This window comes from Ferdinandcohnia sp. GQ5 (assembly GCF_059759275.1).
In genome coordinates, this window is record NZ_JCAXEW010000036.1 from 1 (window position 1) to 18,318 (window position 18,318).

Annotated in this window: 13 protein-coding genes and 1 pseudogene; 11 read left to right on the forward strand and 3 right to left on the reverse strand. The window is 38.0% G+C overall.

The window, feature by feature from the left end:
• Positions 1-39 precede the first annotated feature (39 nt).
• On the reverse strand, positions 40-1,428 hold the full coding sequence (locus tag AC6CHV_RS25780; RefSeq protein ID WP_498079939.1) for a LysM peptidoglycan-binding domain-containing protein: 1,389 nt from the start codon (positions 1,426-1,428) through the stop codon (positions 40-42).
• 219 nt (positions 1,429-1,647) lie between these two features.
• Here AC6CHV_RS25780 and AC6CHV_RS25785 point away from each other — a divergent pair, with 219 nt between their 5' ends.
• From AC6CHV_RS25785 to xylE, 4 genes and pseudogenes are all read left to right on the forward strand, one after another.
• Positions 1,648-2,655, forward strand: a complete 1,008-nt coding sequence (locus tag AC6CHV_RS25785; protein WP_498079940.1) for a substrate-binding domain-containing protein — start codon at positions 1,648-1,650, stop codon at positions 2,653-2,655.
• Positions 2,642-4,063: a sensor histidine kinase gene (locus tag AC6CHV_RS25790; RefSeq protein ID WP_341332662.1), complete on the forward strand. Its 1,422-nt coding sequence runs from the start codon at positions 2,642-2,644 to the stop codon at positions 4,061-4,063. Before AC6CHV_RS25785 ends, AC6CHV_RS25790 begins: the two co-directional genes overlap by 14 nt.
• A gap of 24 nt (positions 4,064-4,087) precedes the next feature.
• Complete coding sequence (locus AC6CHV_RS25795; RefSeq protein WP_498079941.1) at positions 4,088-5,653, forward strand: response regulator; 1,566 nt, start codon at positions 4,088-4,090, stop codon at positions 5,651-5,653.
• 330 nt (positions 5,654-5,983) lie between these two features.
• A pseudogene (gene xylE / locus AC6CHV_RS25800) lies at positions 5,984-7,453 on the forward strand (D-xylose transporter XylE); the annotation flags it as partial.
• 125 nt (positions 7,454-7,578) lie between these two features.
• On the opposite strand, the gene AC6CHV_RS25805 reads toward xylE, so the two are convergent.
• Complete coding sequence (locus tag AC6CHV_RS25805) at positions 7,579-8,259, reverse strand: phosphoribosylaminoimidazolesuccinocarboxamide synthase (protein ID WP_121448884.1); 681 nt, start codon at positions 8,257-8,259, stop codon at positions 7,579-7,581.
• Between the two features lie 315 nt (positions 8,260-8,574).
• On the opposite strand from AC6CHV_RS25805, the gene AC6CHV_RS25810 reads away from it, so the two are divergent.
• Positions 8,575-10,296 (forward strand): sulfate adenylyltransferase, encoded by a 1,722-nt coding sequence (locus tag AC6CHV_RS25810; RefSeq protein WP_121448883.1) that lies wholly within the window; start codon positions 8,575-8,577, stop codon positions 10,294-10,296.
• A gap of 49 nt (positions 10,297-10,345) precedes the next feature.
• On the opposite strand, the gene AC6CHV_RS25815 is transcribed toward AC6CHV_RS25810, so the two are convergent.
• Complete coding sequence (locus AC6CHV_RS25815; protein WP_121448882.1) at positions 10,346-11,326, reverse strand: diaminopimelate dehydrogenase; 981 nt, start codon at positions 11,324-11,326, stop codon at positions 10,346-10,348.
• A gap of 382 nt (positions 11,327-11,708) precedes the next feature.
• Here AC6CHV_RS25815 and AC6CHV_RS25820 point away from each other — a divergent pair, with 382 nt between their 5' ends.
• From AC6CHV_RS25820 to pqqE, 6 genes are all read left to right on the forward strand, one after another.
• Positions 11,709-12,839 carry an NAD(P)/FAD-dependent oxidoreductase gene (locus AC6CHV_RS25820; protein ID WP_341332660.1) on the forward strand — a complete coding sequence of 377 codons (1,131 nt, stop codon included), beginning with the start codon at positions 11,709-11,711 and terminating at the stop codon, positions 12,837-12,839.
• A gap of 221 nt (positions 12,840-13,060) precedes the next feature.
• The gene (locus AC6CHV_RS25825) at positions 13,061-14,419 is read left to right on the forward strand and encodes an MATE family efflux transporter (RefSeq protein ID WP_341332659.1); all 1,359 of its coding nucleotides are present in this window, start codon (positions 13,061-13,063) and stop codon (positions 14,417-14,419) included.
• 297 nt (positions 14,420-14,716) lie between these two features.
• Positions 14,717-15,670 (forward strand): pyrroloquinoline quinone biosynthesis protein PqqB, encoded by a 954-nt coding sequence (gene pqqB, locus AC6CHV_RS25830; protein ID WP_341333577.1) that lies wholly within the window; start codon positions 14,717-14,719, stop codon positions 15,668-15,670.
• 2 nt (positions 15,671-15,672) lie between these two features.
• Complete coding sequence (pqqC, locus tag AC6CHV_RS25835) at positions 15,673-16,404, forward strand: pyrroloquinoline-quinone synthase PqqC (protein WP_341332658.1); 732 nt, start codon at positions 15,673-15,675, stop codon at positions 16,402-16,404.
• A gap of 27 nt (positions 16,405-16,431) precedes the next feature.
• On the forward strand, positions 16,432-16,734 hold the full coding sequence (pqqD, locus tag AC6CHV_RS25840) for a pyrroloquinoline quinone biosynthesis peptide chaperone PqqD (RefSeq protein ID WP_165918264.1): 303 nt from the start codon (positions 16,432-16,434) through the stop codon (positions 16,732-16,734).
• A gap of 1 nt (position 16,735) precedes the next feature.
• A complete protein-coding gene (gene pqqE / locus AC6CHV_RS25845; protein WP_498079942.1) occupies positions 16,736-17,836 on the forward strand; it encodes a pyrroloquinoline quinone biosynthesis protein PqqE in 1,101 nt (366 codons plus the stop codon).
• Positions 17,837-18,318: the final 482 nt, after the last annotated feature.

Sequence of the window (18,318 nt, forward strand, 5' to 3'; positions counted from 1 at the left end):
CCGTTTTTGGTTTGGGACAAGGGACCTGTCCCTGTGTCCCTAAAAGGCAAATACGTGGTTTCCTATTGTGGTTGAAACGGTACGACTTCTCAGATAGGAGCTCGATGTTTTGTCAGGGTTGTAAAAGAATAATGCTCCATTCGTTGGATCCTCACCTTTAAGTGCCCGTTTTGCAGCTTCTCTATGTTGGTCGTTTGGGGTTGCCGTAAGTAACGCACCATTTTCTGCTGGTGTAAATTGATAGTAACCGTAGCTTTTTTCAAACAAGACATCTTTTATGTTATTAGGAAATAAGGGACTATTTACACGATTCACAATTACAGCACCAACAGCAATCTGTCCTTCTAGAGATTCACCTCTTGCTTCACTGTGTATCATTTTCGCAAGCCATTCCACTTCTTCCTGGTTAACTACTTTCTGTTGTTCTGCAGCGAATGATGTTTTGTTTTGAACTGGAGCAGGTGCACTTGAAATACCAGAAGGAATCGTCAACGTTTGTCCAATCTGCAAACTATCCGAAGATAAATTGTTTGCCTTTTTAATCCCATCCACAGTTGTGCCGCTACGAGTAGCAATACTATATAACGTATCACCTGAAACAACCTGATAGGTAGTTTGATTGGTTTGAGTAGGAGTGGACATACCGCCAGAAGGAATCGTTAACGTCTGTCCAATCTGTAAAAAATCCGAAGATAGATTATTGGCCTTTTTAATTCCATCGATAGTTGTCCCGTTACGACTAGCGATACTATATAACGTATCACCGGAAACAACTTGATGTGTAGTTTGCTTTGTTTGAGTAGGAGTGGACGCACTGTCAGAAGGAATCGTCAACGTTTGACCGATCTGCAAAAAATCCGAAGATAGATTATTGGCCTTTTTGAGCATATCCACGGTTGTGCCATTACGAGTGGCAATACTATATAACGTATCACCGGAAACAACCTGATGTGTAGTTACATTGGTTTGAGCAGGAATATCAGTAATTCCAACAGGAATTGTCAAAATTTGTCCAATCTGTAATGAATCTGAAGAAAGATTATTTACGCTCTTAATTGCATCAACGGTTGTTCCATTAGCTTGAGCAATACTATATAGTGTATCGCCAGCAACTACAGTATGGGATAAAGTCTTCGAGTGTGTCTTTTTCCCAGTTGCGTCAGCTGCAGAGGCTTGAGTTGCAGGCAATGTACCAACACCTATGGCTGATAATAACATTCCACCAGCCATGATCTTAACGGTTTTAACCTTCAATGCAGGAAGAATGTTTTTTATAAAATGAACAGCTTTCCTTTCTATATCAGCCTCTTCCACTAGGGATGAGACTCCTAACTCAGAAGAGTATTCTGTTAAGTTCTCATCGAGGTATAAGATCACTTCAATTCCGTCTTCTGTTTCGTTTAGTTTATATCGTGAAAAACCATCCACCTATTTCACCATCCATTTGTTCTTTTCTACCTATTACTATCCCCAAGTTCTTCATTTTTACAAATTCAAATAATGTAATTGTGAGGAGGTAAAAAGCAGTTCGAAGATCGTCTCGAATCTTCGACATGAGTATAAGAACGGATAGAATGCATTAGAATGTCGAAATATGCTATTTTAGTACATAATGACTCTTATATAGTCAATATTCAAGGGGGCAACATGAAGAGGATACGTTTGATCTATAGTTTATTAATTATCTCTTTTATAACAGCTTTAGGTTTTTCCATTTACTTTTATGAACATGTGCAAACGATTAATCAAGAAATGGAAAAGGTTTATTCTCCAGAAGTAACTTTACCAAAGTATCATTTTGTATTAATAGTGGAGGAGATGGAACATGAGTATTGGCAATTAATTGGTGAAGGAGCAAAGGATGCCGGTCAAAAGTATGATGTATTAGTGGAGTATATTGGGCCTGAAAGATCAAATACAGAAGAGCAATTGAAACTCTTTGACAAAGCAATTAAATCAAAAGTGGATGGTATTATCGTCCAAGGCCTTAACGAAAATTTTACCGACATGATAAATAAAGCAGAGCGTCAAGAAATTCCAGTTGTAACGATTGATACAGACTCTCCCGAAAGTATGAGGCATGCATACATTGGTTCAGATAATTACATGGCTGGCCAATTAGCAGGGAAAGCGTTGGTTGAAGATACGAATGGCCTAGCAACTGTCGGTATCATAACCGGCAGTTTGGACAACCCTCATCACCTAGAACGTTTAAAGGGATTTAAAGATGTCGTGGAGCAAGAAGAAGATTTAAAAATTGTTGCGGTTGAAGAGTCAAAAATTACAAGGGTGGAAGTAGAAGAAAAGGCGTACAACATATTAACGGAACATGAAAATATTACTGCCTTTTTTGGAACGAGTTCTTACAATGGGATTGGAATTGTGTCTGCTGCTAATTCTTTACAAAGGGAAAATGATATGTATGTCATTACTTTTGATACAATCGATGAAAATATGGAATTATTAAAGAACGGGGATATTGGAGCAATTGTGGAACAGCATCCTTTCGAAATGGGATACTTAAGTGTGGAAAGAATGATAGACATTATGAATGGCAAACAGACTAAAGAAATTACTCATACTAATTCATCAATTATTCGTAAAACTTCTTTAGATATTGAAGAAACAATGGTGGTTCCTAATGATAAAAATTAGAACAAAGTTACTTATTTATTTTGCAACCATCTTATTGTTAATTGTAATTTTGTTTGTTGTACGTGAGCAGAGTAATCAAAGCATTATGGAACTTCATAATGAGAACGATGAGTATTTGTTTCTATTAAATGATATTGCGAAAATGACGAATCAAACATTTGAAACGTTACAAATATACGTATACGAACCGCTACCTGAGAACCTGATTGATTATCAAGAAAGTAAGGAGCAACTAGTAAAACTGCAACAAAGGTTTAAGGATATTGAAAAGGAAAGTATTACGAAAAAAAATTATATAAATATCATGACCAGTTTACTTGAACAAACAGATAAGACAGTAGTTGCAGTAGAAAAAAATGACATTGAGGCCTACTCACTGTATATTAGTGAGGCGAATGATACATCTAGCTATATTCACGAAGAAACACTTAGTTTGATAAACAATGAGCTTAGCAATTATAAAGCAATAGATAAGTTATTAGATAAAAAGATTACTTATATGAAGAAGATGGCGATATCCATTCTAGTTGTGATTATCCTCTTAAGCATCTTATTTGCATTATGGTTTTCCAATGGGATAACAAGCACCATCGAAAGACTTTCTTTAGCAGCTAAAGAAATATCTGCTAGACGATATATGGGAGAGGATGTTGTCGTTTCAACAAAGGATGAACTTTGGTTTTTAACAAAGACATTTAATGAAATGAAAAGGAATATTCAAGAATCAATGAGTGAGATAGAAGAAAAGGCTAGGATGGGACAATTACTGAAAGAAATGGAATTAAAAAGCTTACAAAACCAAATTAATCCCCATTTCCTTTTTAATACATTAAATACAATTTCTAAGACATCCCTTATCGAGGGAGCGGAGAAAACAAGTGATTTAATTTCTTCAATCTCGACGTTACTCCGATATAATATAAGTAGTCTTGATCGAAAAACATTATTGAAAGATGAAGTTAAAATTGTAAACGAATATTTTTTTATTCAAAAGACGCGGTTTGGAGATCGAGTTGAGTTTATCGAAAACATTGATCCAAATTGCCTTTCAATTCCGATCCCTTGTCTTACGCTTCAACCGATTATTGAAAACGCATTTATTCATGGAATTGAGGGAATGGCGGAGGGGGCCAAGATTGAATTACACATTTATGAAGAAGGTAATATGGTGCTCATAGAAGTTAAGGACAATGGGGTAGGGATGGATGATGAGACACTACAAAGCTTGATGGATCCAAATGATAGTAACGAAGTAACTACGATAAAAGAAGGTACTGGTCATTCAACTGGAATTGGCATGAAAAATGTAATCAACCGTCTTGCACTGTTTCAAAAAGAGAGTAAAGTTGAGGTTGTTTCAAGTATAGGTGAAGGGACTACAGTACGTATTAAATTAGTCAAAACGTAACGAAGAATAAGTGAGGATTTTTTTATGATAAAGGTCATGTTAGTGGATGATGAACAGATTGAAAGAGATGGTTTAAAAATAATGCTTAGTAAGAAGCGGGGAAATTTCGAAATTATCGCTGAGGCTAAGAATGGAAAACAAGCAGTTGAATTAGCCATCTTACATAAACCAGATTTAGTCTTCATGGATATAAAAATGCCTGAGTTTGATGGCTTAGAAGCGATTAGGAGAATCGTTTCAGTTCTACCTAAAACAAAATTTATTATGGTCTCGGCTTTTGATACATTTGATTACGCTCGAGAAGCAATGAAATTTGGAATTAAAGAGTATTTATTAAAGCCTAGTAAATTGTCTGAAGTTATAGAGGCTTTTGATCGGATGGTCGAAGAAATCGAAAGTGAGAAGCAAAAAGAAAATGAAACAAAACAAATAAACCGACGACTTGAAAGAGCAAGTTCCTTTATTGAAATAGAGTTTATTGTTTCGTTCATTATGGATCACGTTCATGAGTTTAATGAGGAAGACTGGGAGGAATGGCTAGATTTTGAGCATAAACAAGGTTTTGTTGCTGTTTTTACATTTGAATCAGAGCATCTGCATGCTAGTCGTAAAGAAAAAAGCGACTGGTATCGCGTGTTGAAAGAAACAATTCATGACCAGTATTCCCATTGTCTTGTAGGTCCTTTGACCGGATTTCAAGTACCTGTTTTGAGGCTAGTAACTGACGAGGAATATAAAAATCATAAAATAAGAGAAGTGTTTGCTCGGTCGGTTATTCATCAAGTTCAACATTCGCTTAAAGAATGTCACTTATATGCTGGAATTGGGAGTATTATTTCTGATGTTAATCAGTTTTCTATTTCTTATAAGGAAGCAATCGATGCTTTAGAGCTAGCCTATACACAACCTGGTGCAGCCTATATGGTATTTAATGAACGGATTAAGCAAAGGCGCAAAGAACTAGTTCCTTTTGAAATTGAGAAGGAACTAGTTGATGCAGTGAAGAAAGGGGATAGTCAAAAGGGTTTACACATGTTTGAACTATACTTTCAGTCTATTCAACAGGCCTCAGACTATCAGGTTAAAACAATCCATAAGGCGATGGAAAACTTCTTTATTGTATTATCACGTGCCATAAAAGAGCTAGGGTTTGAGGAAGATATAGTGACAGGCTTGGGTCAATTTGGGACAGCAATGCAGATTAAAGAAGCAGCCAAATCACACCTACTCGTGATTATTGAAAGTTTAGCAGAACATCGTTCGAATGGTGTACAAACATTGCTACTAAAAGCAAAAGAATACATAGATAAAAATTATGCTAAAACAATTTCTCTCGAATCAATTGCTGTAGAAATTGGTATTAGTTCTTATTATTTAAGTAAGTTATTCAAGGAAAGGTTTCATCTTACGATTATAGAGTATTTGACAGCTACGAGATTAGAAAAGGCAAAAGAGTTATTATTAACACGTAAGTCATTAAAAGAAATTGCACTAAGTATAGGTTATAAAGATCCAAATTATTTTAGTAGAGTATTCAAAAAGGAAATCGGAATGACCCCAAGTGAGTATCGAACGAAATATCAACCGTAAAAAACAACGATCTTAGGTCGTTGTTTTTACTTTTTTAGGCAGGTAAATTCGGTGATGGGATTGGTTAAGTGATTTGAAGGTCTAACATAAAAAACAAGATAGTCTAGTAATTAACAAGATAATGAAGATGAAAGCGAAAACATTAATGCGTTTACATGATAATTTATATACATAGAAACCAAATGCTACCTGCTTCGAGGTTTATGAAAACGAAATCATACTGAGGAATTAATTCTTCTTCAGGAGGATAGTTGATTTGTTTTGAGGTAGGTTCCTTTTTAAAGAAAGTGTAAGGGTTATCAAAATAGTAATCCTTTCAAGGATGAGAGGGGGAAGAAAGAGGAAAGTCTCTTTCAAAAGTATATGAAAAAAAATAGTAATTTTTCGATTGTATTAATTACATTAGTAGCTACTCTTGGAGGTTTGTTATTTGGTTATGATACAGCTGTAATTTCAGGAGCGGAAGGAGCACTTCAAGCGTATTTTACAGACAGTCTCGGACTGAGCTCACTTGTTCATGGGATTACAGTATCAAGTGCTTTAATTGGCTGTATTATTGGTGGTATTGTATCCGGTTACTTCGCATCGAATGTTGGACGAAAATATTCGCTTGTTGTAGCAGCAGTTTTGTTTATCGTTTCAGCACTTGGATCAGCTTATCCTGAATTTTTATTCTTCACAAAGGGTAATCCTTCGATTGAATTGTTGATTACATTTAACATCTATCGAATTATTGGTGGAATAGGCGTTGGTCTTGCTTCAGCTGTTGCACCAATGTATATAGGAGAAATCGCACCACCAAAAATTCGTGGTACATTAGTATCATTAAATCAATTTGCCATTATTTTCGGTATGCTGGTTGTGTATTTTGTTAACTGGGGAATTGCTAATGGCCAAACCATTGAATGGATAAATGATATCGGATGGCGCTATATGTTTCTTTCAGAGGTAATACCAGCAGCTATATTTCTTGCTCTATTATTTACCGTACCTGAAACACCTCGATATCTTATTCAAAAGAATCAGGATGAGAAGGCGATGTCTGTTCTCAATAAGTTGTACGAAAAAGCTGTCGCTAAATCAACTTTATTAGAAATTAAGTCATCCTTTGACGGCAATAAATCAAAATCAAAACTATTCTCATTTGGGAAAACAATTGTTGTAGTCGGAATTCTGTTATCAGTTTTCCAGCAGTTCGTGGGAATTAATGTGGCACTCTACTATGCACCACGTATCTTTGAAAGCATGGGGGCGGCAAAAGATGCTTCTATGTTCCAGACGATAATTATGGGCTTGGTTAATGTTGTATTCACACTTATTGCGATTTTCACTGTTGACAAATTTGGACGTAAACCGCTCTTAATTATTGGTTCAATCGGTATGACAATTGGAATGTTTGGTGTGGCTGGCATGGCTTTCACAAACGTAATTGGAATCGGTACATTAATTTTCATTATCATTTATACGGCATCATTTATGATGTCATGGGGACCTGTAGTATGGGTACTTCTTTCAGAAATCTTCCCTAACAAAATTAGAGGTCAAGCCATGGCGATTGCAGTGGCTGCACAATGGGCGGCAAACTACTTTATTTCATCGACTTACCCAGCAATGATGGAGTTTAGTGGTGGATTAACATACTCCTTCTATGGAATAATGAGTCTTCTTTCAGCGGTTTTTGTATGGAAGTTTATTCCCGAAACAAAAGGAAAGTCATTGGAACAATTGGAGAATATGTTAAGTAAATCTAAAGAGGCAGTAAGAGAAGGTACTATTGAAAGCAAAAAAAGAGTAGTGTAGTGTGACAAATAAAGTGGAAGTGAAATAGTCTTATTTTAGAAAAGAAGCCAATCATTTTGTATTGGCTTCTTTTTTAGATCCTAAATTATCGATTTTTGGGACAAGGGACCTGTCCCTATGTCCCATTATAGAAACATCTTTTCTAATTCTAATGGTTCAATATATTCTCCGTCTTTGTATGCGCGCATGTTTCCTCCAGAGATTTCATCGATAAGTACAATTTGTCTGTCATCGCCAGTGCGTCCGAATTCGAATTTAATATCATATAATTCGATTCCTTTTTTAGCTAACTCGTCTTTAACGATACCACTGATTTGTTGTGTAAGTTTTTTTAATACCTGATATTCTTCTTTAGACAGGATACCGAGCATGTCTAAAGCGTCTTCACTGATTGGAGGATCTTCACGACCATCATCTTTTAAGGTTACTTCAACAAAAGCATCGAGAGCTTGGCCTTCTTCAGCATATAATCCGTATCGGCGAAGAAAGCTACCAACAGCACGATATCTGCAGATGACTTCAAGACCGCTTCCGAATACTTCAGCCGGTTTAACTGTCATAGTTGCTTGATCGATATCGGCGTCAATATAGTGAGTTGGAATTTCTCTTTCGTTTAATAATTCGAAAAAGTATTTAGTTAACTTTAATCCAGCACGACCTGCACCTTCAATTGTTAAACCAACCGTATTTGCACCTGGATCAAAAACACCATCAACGCCTGTTACATCGTCTTTAAATTGAAGTAGGTAATTTCCGTCCTGCAATTCATAGACATCTTTTGTTTTACCTGTGTATTTAAGCTTCATGTTAATCCTCCTACGTGAAATTTAATAACATAATAATCATATAGATAAAATAGTGTTTGTACAATAGTAAATACGAAATATTTTAGTGTGGATACACATGAATGTTAAGATTTTGGTGGGTATTGAGGGATTAACGGTAAAGAAGTATAAAATTCATGCGGATTTTAACCAAAAATCCATTCTATTAAACTATTATTCACAGGCATCTATGTTATTTTTTAAAAAAAGTTTAACTGAATTTTCTAAAAAATATTCAGTTTTGGAAGGATATAAAGTATATCAATAGAATATAAGTGGGTATAGGAGGGTGATATGATGAATCAGTTTACTGATGTGTTGGATGAAAAAACATTAGCAAGCTATCCACAACAGCCACATGGTGGCAAATTGGTGAATCGTGTACTTACCGGGAAAGCACAAGAGGAAGCAATGGAAAGAGCAAAGCATTTACCTATGATTATGGTAGATTTGGAGGCCGTCATAACGCTTGAAATGATCGCAACAGGGGTGTTGTCTCCTAATGAAGGTTTTATGGATGAAGAGGACTACAAGTCTGTACTTACGAAAGGCCGCTTGAAAAATGGAGTGGTTTGGCCTGTACCGCTAAGTTTCGCGCCAATTGGTGACCGAAATCAGCAGGTAATTAAAACTTTATCCGTCGGGGATGAGGTCGCTCTTGCGGATGAAACAAGAGAACCCGTCGCGATTCTAAAGTTGAATGATATCTTTCACTATGATCGTGAATTCCGTGCAACCCATCTTTTTGGCACAACTGACCGAAACCACCCTGGAGTTGATTCGATCTATCGTCGAATGGGAGATACCGCTTTGGCCGGCCCCATACAATTGCTTCGAAGAGTCCATTGGGGGCCATTTGAAGATATAAGAATGGAGCCGAAAGAAACTTGGAAGCTTTTTTATGAAAAAAAGAAGTTTAAATCTGTAGGCGGATTTATTACTGGAGCAAATCCTTTACACCGCGGACATGAGTATATTCATAGAAATGCGTTGGAAGAGTTAGAGGGCCTATTTGTTCAGCCACTAGTAGAAATGGCAAAGCGTGAATATACACGACACGAGTTTCGAATGTTGTCTTACCGCAGTGTACTGGATACATATTATCCAAAAGAAAGAACGATTCTTGCACCTTTAAGAGTTACTTATATATTCGCTGGTCCACGTGAAGCGGTTCTCCATGCGTTGATCATGAAAAACTATGGGTGTACCCACGCTTTAATCGGACGGGATCATGCGGGTATTGGTGATTTCTATGAAAAATATGCAAGCCATACGATATTTGATGAATTTACACCAGATGAATTAGGAATCGATATTCGCTTGTTCCATGAAGTGTTTTACTGTACTCGATGCAGTACGCAAGCAACTGACCAAACATGTCCACATGATGAACAATATCGTATTAATATCTCCGGGACTGGGATTCGTGAGTTACTGAGGTATGGGGTTTTACCACCGAAAGAAATAGTAAGACCAGAGTCTGCCCGGATTGCGATGCAGGGTGTGCAGCCGAAAGGTGTGGATGAGAACAATATGGCTATCTCACCTGTCGGTAAAACGATAAAGAGTATTTTCCCATATTATTTAACGAGATCAAGAATTGGTGGTCCAAAGCGAAGAAAACCGCTTAAGGTTGAGGAACTTACGATAGAAGATTTAGAAAATGTGATCATGGATGCACGTGAAAATGCCGATAAAATATATAGAGATATTTTCGAAGAGTTCAGTTATGTATCAGACACACTTCGTACCGCTCAGCCGGATTGGGTGGCATCAGCCAGAGAGTCTATCCATAAACAACAAGAAATGGTGGTTGAGTATTTAGAAGAAAAGGTAAATAAAGCATTGGAAAAGGCTTCCGATGAATTTATGTATCAGGATAAGTCCGAGGCAGAACGTGAACTAGAAGTTGCACGAAAAATATTTGATGATATCCCTTCACCACTTCGTTCAGAAAACCTAAAATATAGAGTTTGGAACCCGCTGCCATACAACCGTTACAGAGGTAGTGATGAGTAAGTAGGAAAAAATCACTCACGAATTGTGAGTGATTTTTTTATAGATTTTCTTATAAATAATCTTTTCTTAGTTCTTCTGGAGAACGTGGTGTAATATAGCTTGGTGCTACATCGAATACAGTTTTTGCACCAAATTGCTTTTCTTGGTTTAATCGGTATGCTGCTCTTGCATATGCAACTAATACAGCAGACGTAAATTCAGGATTGCTGTCTAATTTTAGTGAGAATTCATATACCTGTGTAGTGTCTTCACTAGTTTTACCACCACGAATGACAAATCCACCATGTGGTGCTTTAGAATGCTCACGGTTTAATTCTTCTTCTGAGATAAAATTCACTTCTGTATCATAATCTGCGAAATAGTTTGGCATTGTTTTAATTTCATTTTCGATAGCTGCTTTGTCTGCACCTTCCTCAGCAACGATGTAGCAGACGCGGCGATGCTTTTCAGCAGTTGTTAGTTCTGGATTTGAACCACTGCGCACTTTTTCCATTGCATCTTCAGATGGAATAGTATATTGTACACCGTTTTTAACACCATCTACTCGTCTTATTGCATCAGAGTGTCCTTGGCTAAGGCCTTTACCCCAGAAGGTATAATTTTCACCATTAGGTAAAATCGCATCCGCCATAACACGATTAATGGAGAATAAACCTGGATCCCAACCTACTGAAATAATAGCAGTCGTATTTTTTGCAGCTTCGTTTACAGCTGCATAGAATTCAGGGATTTTTGCATGTGTATCAAAACTATCTACAGTATTGAACATGCTAGCAATTTGCGGAGTTTGTTCAGGTAGGTCTGTAGCAGAACCTCCACAAAGTAACATAACATCAATTTTACCTTGATAATCACTTGCATTTGAAATGTGCTCAGCTTTTACATTTGGCTCATCAAGAACGAGGGCTTCTGGATCTCTTCTCGTAAAAACTGCTACTAATTCCATATCAGGAGATTGTTTAATAGCTTTAACTGCGCCTTTTCCAAGATTACCGTAACCTACGATACCTAGTCTAATTTTGTTGCTCATATACATTTCTCCTTTACTTCAAATACTATCAAAAAAATTATGTCAAGTTTAAATTGCCCAGTTAGCTTCTATGTAAACCTATTTTGGGTCTTTCGATTTCCAAACTTTTTTGATAATACTTATAATAATAGAATAAGTCCTCACTGCCAATAATTTTCTTCGATATTCGAAAAGTTTTTTTAACAGCTCATTGGAATTTGGACATAAAGGACCCACAAACTAAAAAGTTATATTTATATTTTAAACGTAGTAAGATTCATACAGGAGAGGTAGTTATAAATAGATTTATGGTATAAGTAGTTCAATCATTTATATAATGTGAAAATAGCTAAGGTAAAGTCCCTGAATGTTAAATACACTAGAATTAGAAGGAGTGATTGACATGAAAGTTATTGTAATCGGAACAGGAATAGTAGGTGCAAGTGCAGCGTATCACATGGCCAAAAATAATCTAGATGTCATCATGATTGATAAAAAACAAGAAGGAAAGGCAACTTCAGCTGGAGCGGGTATTGTTTGTCCCTGGATCAAAGAAATTGAAAATGAAACTTGGTATAACCTTGCTAAGGAAAGTTTTGTTTTCTATCAAGATATAATTTCTACTTTGCAAAATGAGGGCGAAGATGAAGTTGGTTATAAAAAGGTTGGTGCATTATGTGTCTCGTCAGATCCTGTTAAATTGGATGAAATTGAAAAGAGAGTGAAAACCAAACGGAAGGATGCACCTGAAATAGGTGATATTCTGCGTCTGAATGGTGAGCAGGCACGAGAACTCTTTCCACCACTTAACAAAAACTTGGAAGGTTTGTATGTATCTGGAGGGGCAAGAGTAGATGGCGCTTTGCTGCGTGATGCGTTAAAACGGGCTGCACAACGTCACGGTGCCAAGTTTGTCGAAGGCGATGCAGAACTAGTTCATGAGAATAATAGAAAAGTAATGGGTGTTACGGTAGGAGATAAAACGTTTTTTGCTGATAAAGTCCTCATCACCACTGGTGCATGGGCTCCTGAGTTATTGCAGCTGTTTGGTATCCAATTGAACGTCAATCCACAGCGAGGTCAGATTGCTCATATAAAATTACCAGGAATAAATAGTTCTGATTGGCCGATTATTATTCCACAGTCAACCCACTATTTGGTTCCATTTGATGATGGTAAAGTGGTTGCGGGTGCGACTAGAGAAACTGGGTCTGGATTTGATTATCGATTGACAGCCGGTGGAGTGAATGAGGTTTTGACTGAAGCCCTAGAGGTTGCCCCAGGTTTAGAAGATGGTACTTTAGAAGAGATTCGTATCGGATTTCGTCCAATGGGCCCAGATTTATTACCGATCCTAGGTACAGTTGATACACTTGAAGGCGTTTTGCTTGCTACTGGATTAGGGGCATCTGGACTTACAATGGGCCCATATATTGGTAGTTTAGCGGCTTCAATGATTCAAAATAAAGAGATTGAATTAGACCTTACAGCATGTCACCCTGATCGTGCGATTGAGATGAAAAAGTATGTATAATATCAAGTAGTGTTAAGAAAAACTAGGCTTTCTTTTACTTTTGTATGTACGATTTAGAGGAATAATATATTCTAGGAAAAACAATAGAGGGAAAACTCCTTTATTGTTTTTTTAGTTATGCAAAACATCTAATTTATTTCCTGGAGTAAAGAATCAGACAGCATAGAGAAGGTATGGTATCCTAGAACAGATATCTCTGAAGAATAAGGAGTGTTCACGTTTTGACGCAACAGGATTTCACGCAAGGCTCAATCCGCAAACAACTAATTACCTTTGCTGGACCAATAATGTTAACCAATCTACTTCAGGTTTCTTACCAATTTATCGATAGTTTGTGGGTAGGAAATTTACTAGGTGCAAATGCACTCGGGGCAATTACAATTTCTTCTACAATTGTTATCACGGTATTGGCTTTTATTATTGGAATTAACAACGCCACATTGACAATCCTCTCTCAACAAAAAGGAATGAATGACGAGCAAGGATTAAAAAAATATGTGAATGCTTTTGTTGTTATATTATCAACGCTTTCGATTGTAGTTGGTTTATTTGGTTACCTTTTTTCAGAATCTTTATTACTATTTTTGAATACACCTATGGAAATGCTCAATGAGGCAAAGGCATACTTAGAAATAAATTTTATTGGTATTTTGTTTATTATGGGATATAACTTTATTGGCACTGTACTTAGGGCACTGGGGGATAGTAAGACTCCGTTGCGTTTTGTGCTCATAGCAGTTGTGTTGAATGCCGTTTTGGATCCATTATTCATTTTCTATTTTGATTGGGGAATCCACGGTGCTGCATGGGCAACTGTGTTAGCGCAAGGGATCTCATTTTTGTTGGCATTAGCGTATACTTTTCGAGGCAAGTTTGTTCCATATTCGATACCCTATTTACCAAGTAAAGAGGATATTTGGTTAATTTTAAAATTAGGAATTCCTGCTGGCTTACAGATGATGGTGATTTTCGCAGGTGTTACGGCCATTCTATCTGTAGTAAATTCATTCGATGGTGCGGTTGTAGCAGGATTTGGCGCCTCACAACGAATTGATAGTTTAATAACTATTCCGGCGATGGCATTAGGCACAGCGGTGAATAGTATGGCTGGTCAAAATATTGGAGCCAACCAATGGGAGCGGGTTCATCAAATTGCAGTGTACGGAACGATTTTCAATGTAATCATTATGGTGTCAATTGCTTTGATTGTCTTCATGTTTGCAGAAGGTTTTACAGAGTTGTTTCTTCAGGAAAAAGAAGCAGTGACTTTTGGAACGGATTATTTAAAAATGGTCGCTTTCTTTTATCCATTCATTGGCATTAACTTTATTTTGAATGGTGTCGTAAGAGGAGCGGGTGCCATGTATCAAGTACTAATACTAAACATTCTATCCTTCTGGCTTCTCCGATATCCACTTACTTATTTCTGCTCGAGTTTAATTGGGCAGAACGGAATTGCACTAGGGATTGGAATTAGTTTTATCATTAGCAGCCTTTTTTCATTTTCCTATTTTAAATGGGGTGGATGGAAAAAGAAGGAGCTATTCAGTTCGAGTACTGTATTAAAGAATAATGATTGATTAACAATGCTCTTGGGTTATTTCAGAGGGCATTGTTTTTTTATTCATGGATAAGTTTGTTCGTTTCAATTTAGCAAATTGGACAACTTTCTGTCGAAATTCATGGTTATTTTGCGCCTATTTTTAACATATGAATAGCTTGAAAGGGCGAAAGTTTAATCAGTTTTCATATACCTTTATCCTTTTGAAGGGGGTGAAAAGCATGTGGGTCATTCCTGAGTATGAAGTGATTAATACAGCCGCTGAGGTGACAATGTATTCCTACATCCGTGAGTAATACTACTAAACTTGCCTTACATGCTTTATTATGTCTGTTTGAAAGGATGGAGTAAAATTCGAGTCAGGGTCTTAGGAGTAGCAGCGGGAGGAGGCTTTCCACAATGGAATTGCGCATGTCCCAACTGTAGCGGTGTTCGCGACGGGGATATTAAGTTAAAACCGATGTTACAGTCCTCCCTTGCGATAAGTGCAAATGATAAAGACTGGTATCTCATCAATGCTGGTCCGGATGTTAGTAGACAGATTGAAACCTTTTCTGACCTTCATGCAGGACCTGGTATTAGGGAAACACCACTTACTGGTGTGATTTTAACCGATGCAGAGCTTGATCACTCAATCGGTTTATTGTCGTTACGAGAAGGCTCCCATTTAACGATATTTGGGACGGAAACGGTAAGGAAATGTTTACACACAGCCTTTCCTGTGTTTCCAATGCTAAAAAATTATTGTTCTTGGGAATGGCATTCACTTAATCCTGAATCTAAGGAACGAATTGGGGATACAAGTGAGGGGTCACTTCTGATTGAGACGATTCCTGTTTCAAGAAAACCACCTCTTTATGCTAAATCAAATAATGAGAGTTCCGAAGAAATATGGGAGGTTGGTCTACTTTTACAAAATGAACGGTCTGGAAAATGTGTGGCTTATTTTCCGACTTTAGATACGATGACTCCGGAAATTGAGTCTGCTTTACATAAAGCAGATATTTTGTTAGTGGATGGAACATTTTGGTCTGAAGATGAATTAGTTGCATTGGGTGCGACGAAACGGAATGCAAGGGATATGGGGCATCTCCCAATTAGTGGTACGTCAGGAATCATTGAGAGTTTAGCATCTTTTTCAGCTAAACGAAAAATTTTAATCCACATTAATAATAGCAATCCTATTTTGAAAAAAGGTTCCGAGGAAGCAGAGACGTTGAAACAACACGGTATTGAGATTGCCTATGAAGGTATGGAATTGGAGGTTTGAATATGCCACAACAAGGAGGGTTAGCAAGGGTGTCTCATGAGGTTGGAGAGCCATGGTCTCGAGAGGATTTTAAAGAACGATTAATCGATGTCGGGCGTTCTTCCTATCATGATAAACACCCCTTTCATGTGGCGATGCACGAAGGTACCCTAAGTCGAGAGCAAATCCGAGGTTGGGTAGCCAATCGCTATTATTATCAAAAATCTGTTCCGATTAAGGATGCGGTTATTTTATCAAAGCTTCCAACTAGGGAGTTTAGACGTGAATGGATACAGCGGATTATTGACCATGATGGAAATCATAAACAAGAAGGCGGCATTGAAGCTTGGTTAAGGCTAGGGGAAGTGGTGGGACTTTCCCGAGAAGAGGTTTTAAGTGAAGAACATGTGGTACCTGCTGTTCGTTTTTCCGTGGACGCTTATGTGAATTTTGCGAAAGAAAAGCCATGGTTAGAAGCAGTTGCTTCTTCATTAACAGAACTATTTTCACCCATTCTTATTTCAGAGCGGATTAAAATCCTTGAACGATTGTATCCGTGGATTGACCGGTCCGGACTTGGGTATTTCCGAAATCGCTTAACACAAGCACCTCGAGATACAGAATTTGCTCTGAATGTAGTACTGGATTATTGCAAGACATTAAAAGAACAGCAGCTTGCGGTTGAGGCCTTACAATTTAAGTGTGATGTACTTTGGGCACAGCTTGATGCGATTGAAAAAGCTTTTCCAGATTAAGGTATAAGTAAAGGTGGTGGGGAAAATTTGACTACTAGTTTTCCAAAACTCGCACAAAAGGGGCGACTCAAGTTTGATAAGGTAAGAGAAAAACATCTTCTTTTGTTACCTGAAAAGGTTGTGGTTCTGAACGAAACTGCCGCGTCAATTCTTGCTCTATGTGACGGAAATGAATCAGTTCACACCATCACCGAAAAAATGAGAAGTTCCCTAAAGTCTGAGAATTTGCCTGATTTCGAAGTCATGCAGGCGGATATCACAAAGTTTATCTTACAGATGGTGGACGAAGGATGGGTGGTGATGCAAGATTCTAGAATCAAAGAATTATAGAGTGCAGCCCCCTTTTTCGCTGCTTGCAGAGTTAACGCATCGTTGTCCCTTACATTGTCCATATTGTTCAAATCCATTAGAAATGACACGAAAGGAAATGGAAATATCAACAAAGGATTGGAAGCGGGTATTATCAGAAGCTGCCAATCTTGGAGTTGTTGAGATTCATTTTTCAGGAGGAGAGCCGCTTTTAAAAAATGATTTAGAAGAACTGATTCACCATGCGAACTCATTAGAAATGTACACGAATCTGATAACAAGTGGGATTGGGTTAACTGAGGAAAAGGCAAAGCAGTTTAAGGAAGCCGGGTTGGCCAATGTCCAAATTAGTTTTCAAGCTGGAGAAGAAAAGCTTTCGGATAAGATTGGCAGATTTAAGGCGTTTGAAAAGAAACGGAAGGCTGTTGAAGCAGTCAAGAGGACGGGAATGCATTTATCATTAAATGTCGTGTTGCATCGGTTGAACATCGATACATTAGATGAAATTATTACGTTTGCTCATGAAATGGGCGCGGAACGGCTGGAATTAGCAAATACTCAGTTTTATAATTGGGCTTTACTTAACCGGGATCAGCTCATGCCAAGTCGAGAGCAAATTGAGCGGGCGAGTGAAGTTTTTGAAGCAGCAAGAGCACACTTGGGGAGAGAAATGGAAATTATCTGGGTTATACCTGATTATTATGAATCAACTCCCAAGCCATGCATGGGCGGTTGGGGAGCGGTCGCTCTAACTGTGGCCCCCAACGGAGACGTGTTACCATGCCCAACGGCTGGGATGATAGAAGAAATTTCTTTTGAAAATGTTCGTGAGCGGTCATTGCAGCAAATTTGGTATGAATCGGATTCATTTAATCGATTTCGAGGGGATGAGTGGCTACCAGAAACTTGTCGTTCATGTGATTTGGTACAGCAAGATGGTGGTGGATGTCGATGTCAGGCCTATGCCTTGACTGGAGACGCTCAAGCAACAGACCCAGTGTGTCACCTGGCACCTGATCATCATATCGTTAAAAAAGCAGTACAGGAAGCAAATAGTTCGCAAGTTGGCGAAACATCACCGTTGATTTACCGTAAAATAACAACACCAAAAATAAAAATATGAAATAGATGCTAGGGGCGATTTGTAAGAAAAAATTGCCTTTGGCATCTATTTTTGTTGTGGAAGTAGGTACTGTGGTTTTGAAGAAGTTTGTCTATTATGGTGATGAAGGACCGGGTGAAGTCTGGAGCTTGGCGTAAAGTCCTTCATCGAGGTGATGAAGGACCGGGTGAAGTCTGGAGTTGGTGTAAAGTGCTTCATCGAGGTGGTGAAGGACCGAGTGAATTCTGTGCTTCGGTGTAAAGTCCTTCATGGAGGTGATGAAGGACTGGGTGAAGTCTTGAGCTTGGTGTAAAGTCCTTCCTCGTGGTGATGAAGGACTGGGTGAAGTCTGGGCGTCGGTGTAAAGTCCTTCATTGAGGTGGTGAAGGAGCGGGTGAAGTCTGGGAGTCGGTGTAAAGTCCTTCATCGAGGTGATGAAGGAGCGGGTGTAGCTAGGAGCTTGGTGTAAAGTGCTTCATAGGGGTGATGAAGGACTGAGTGTA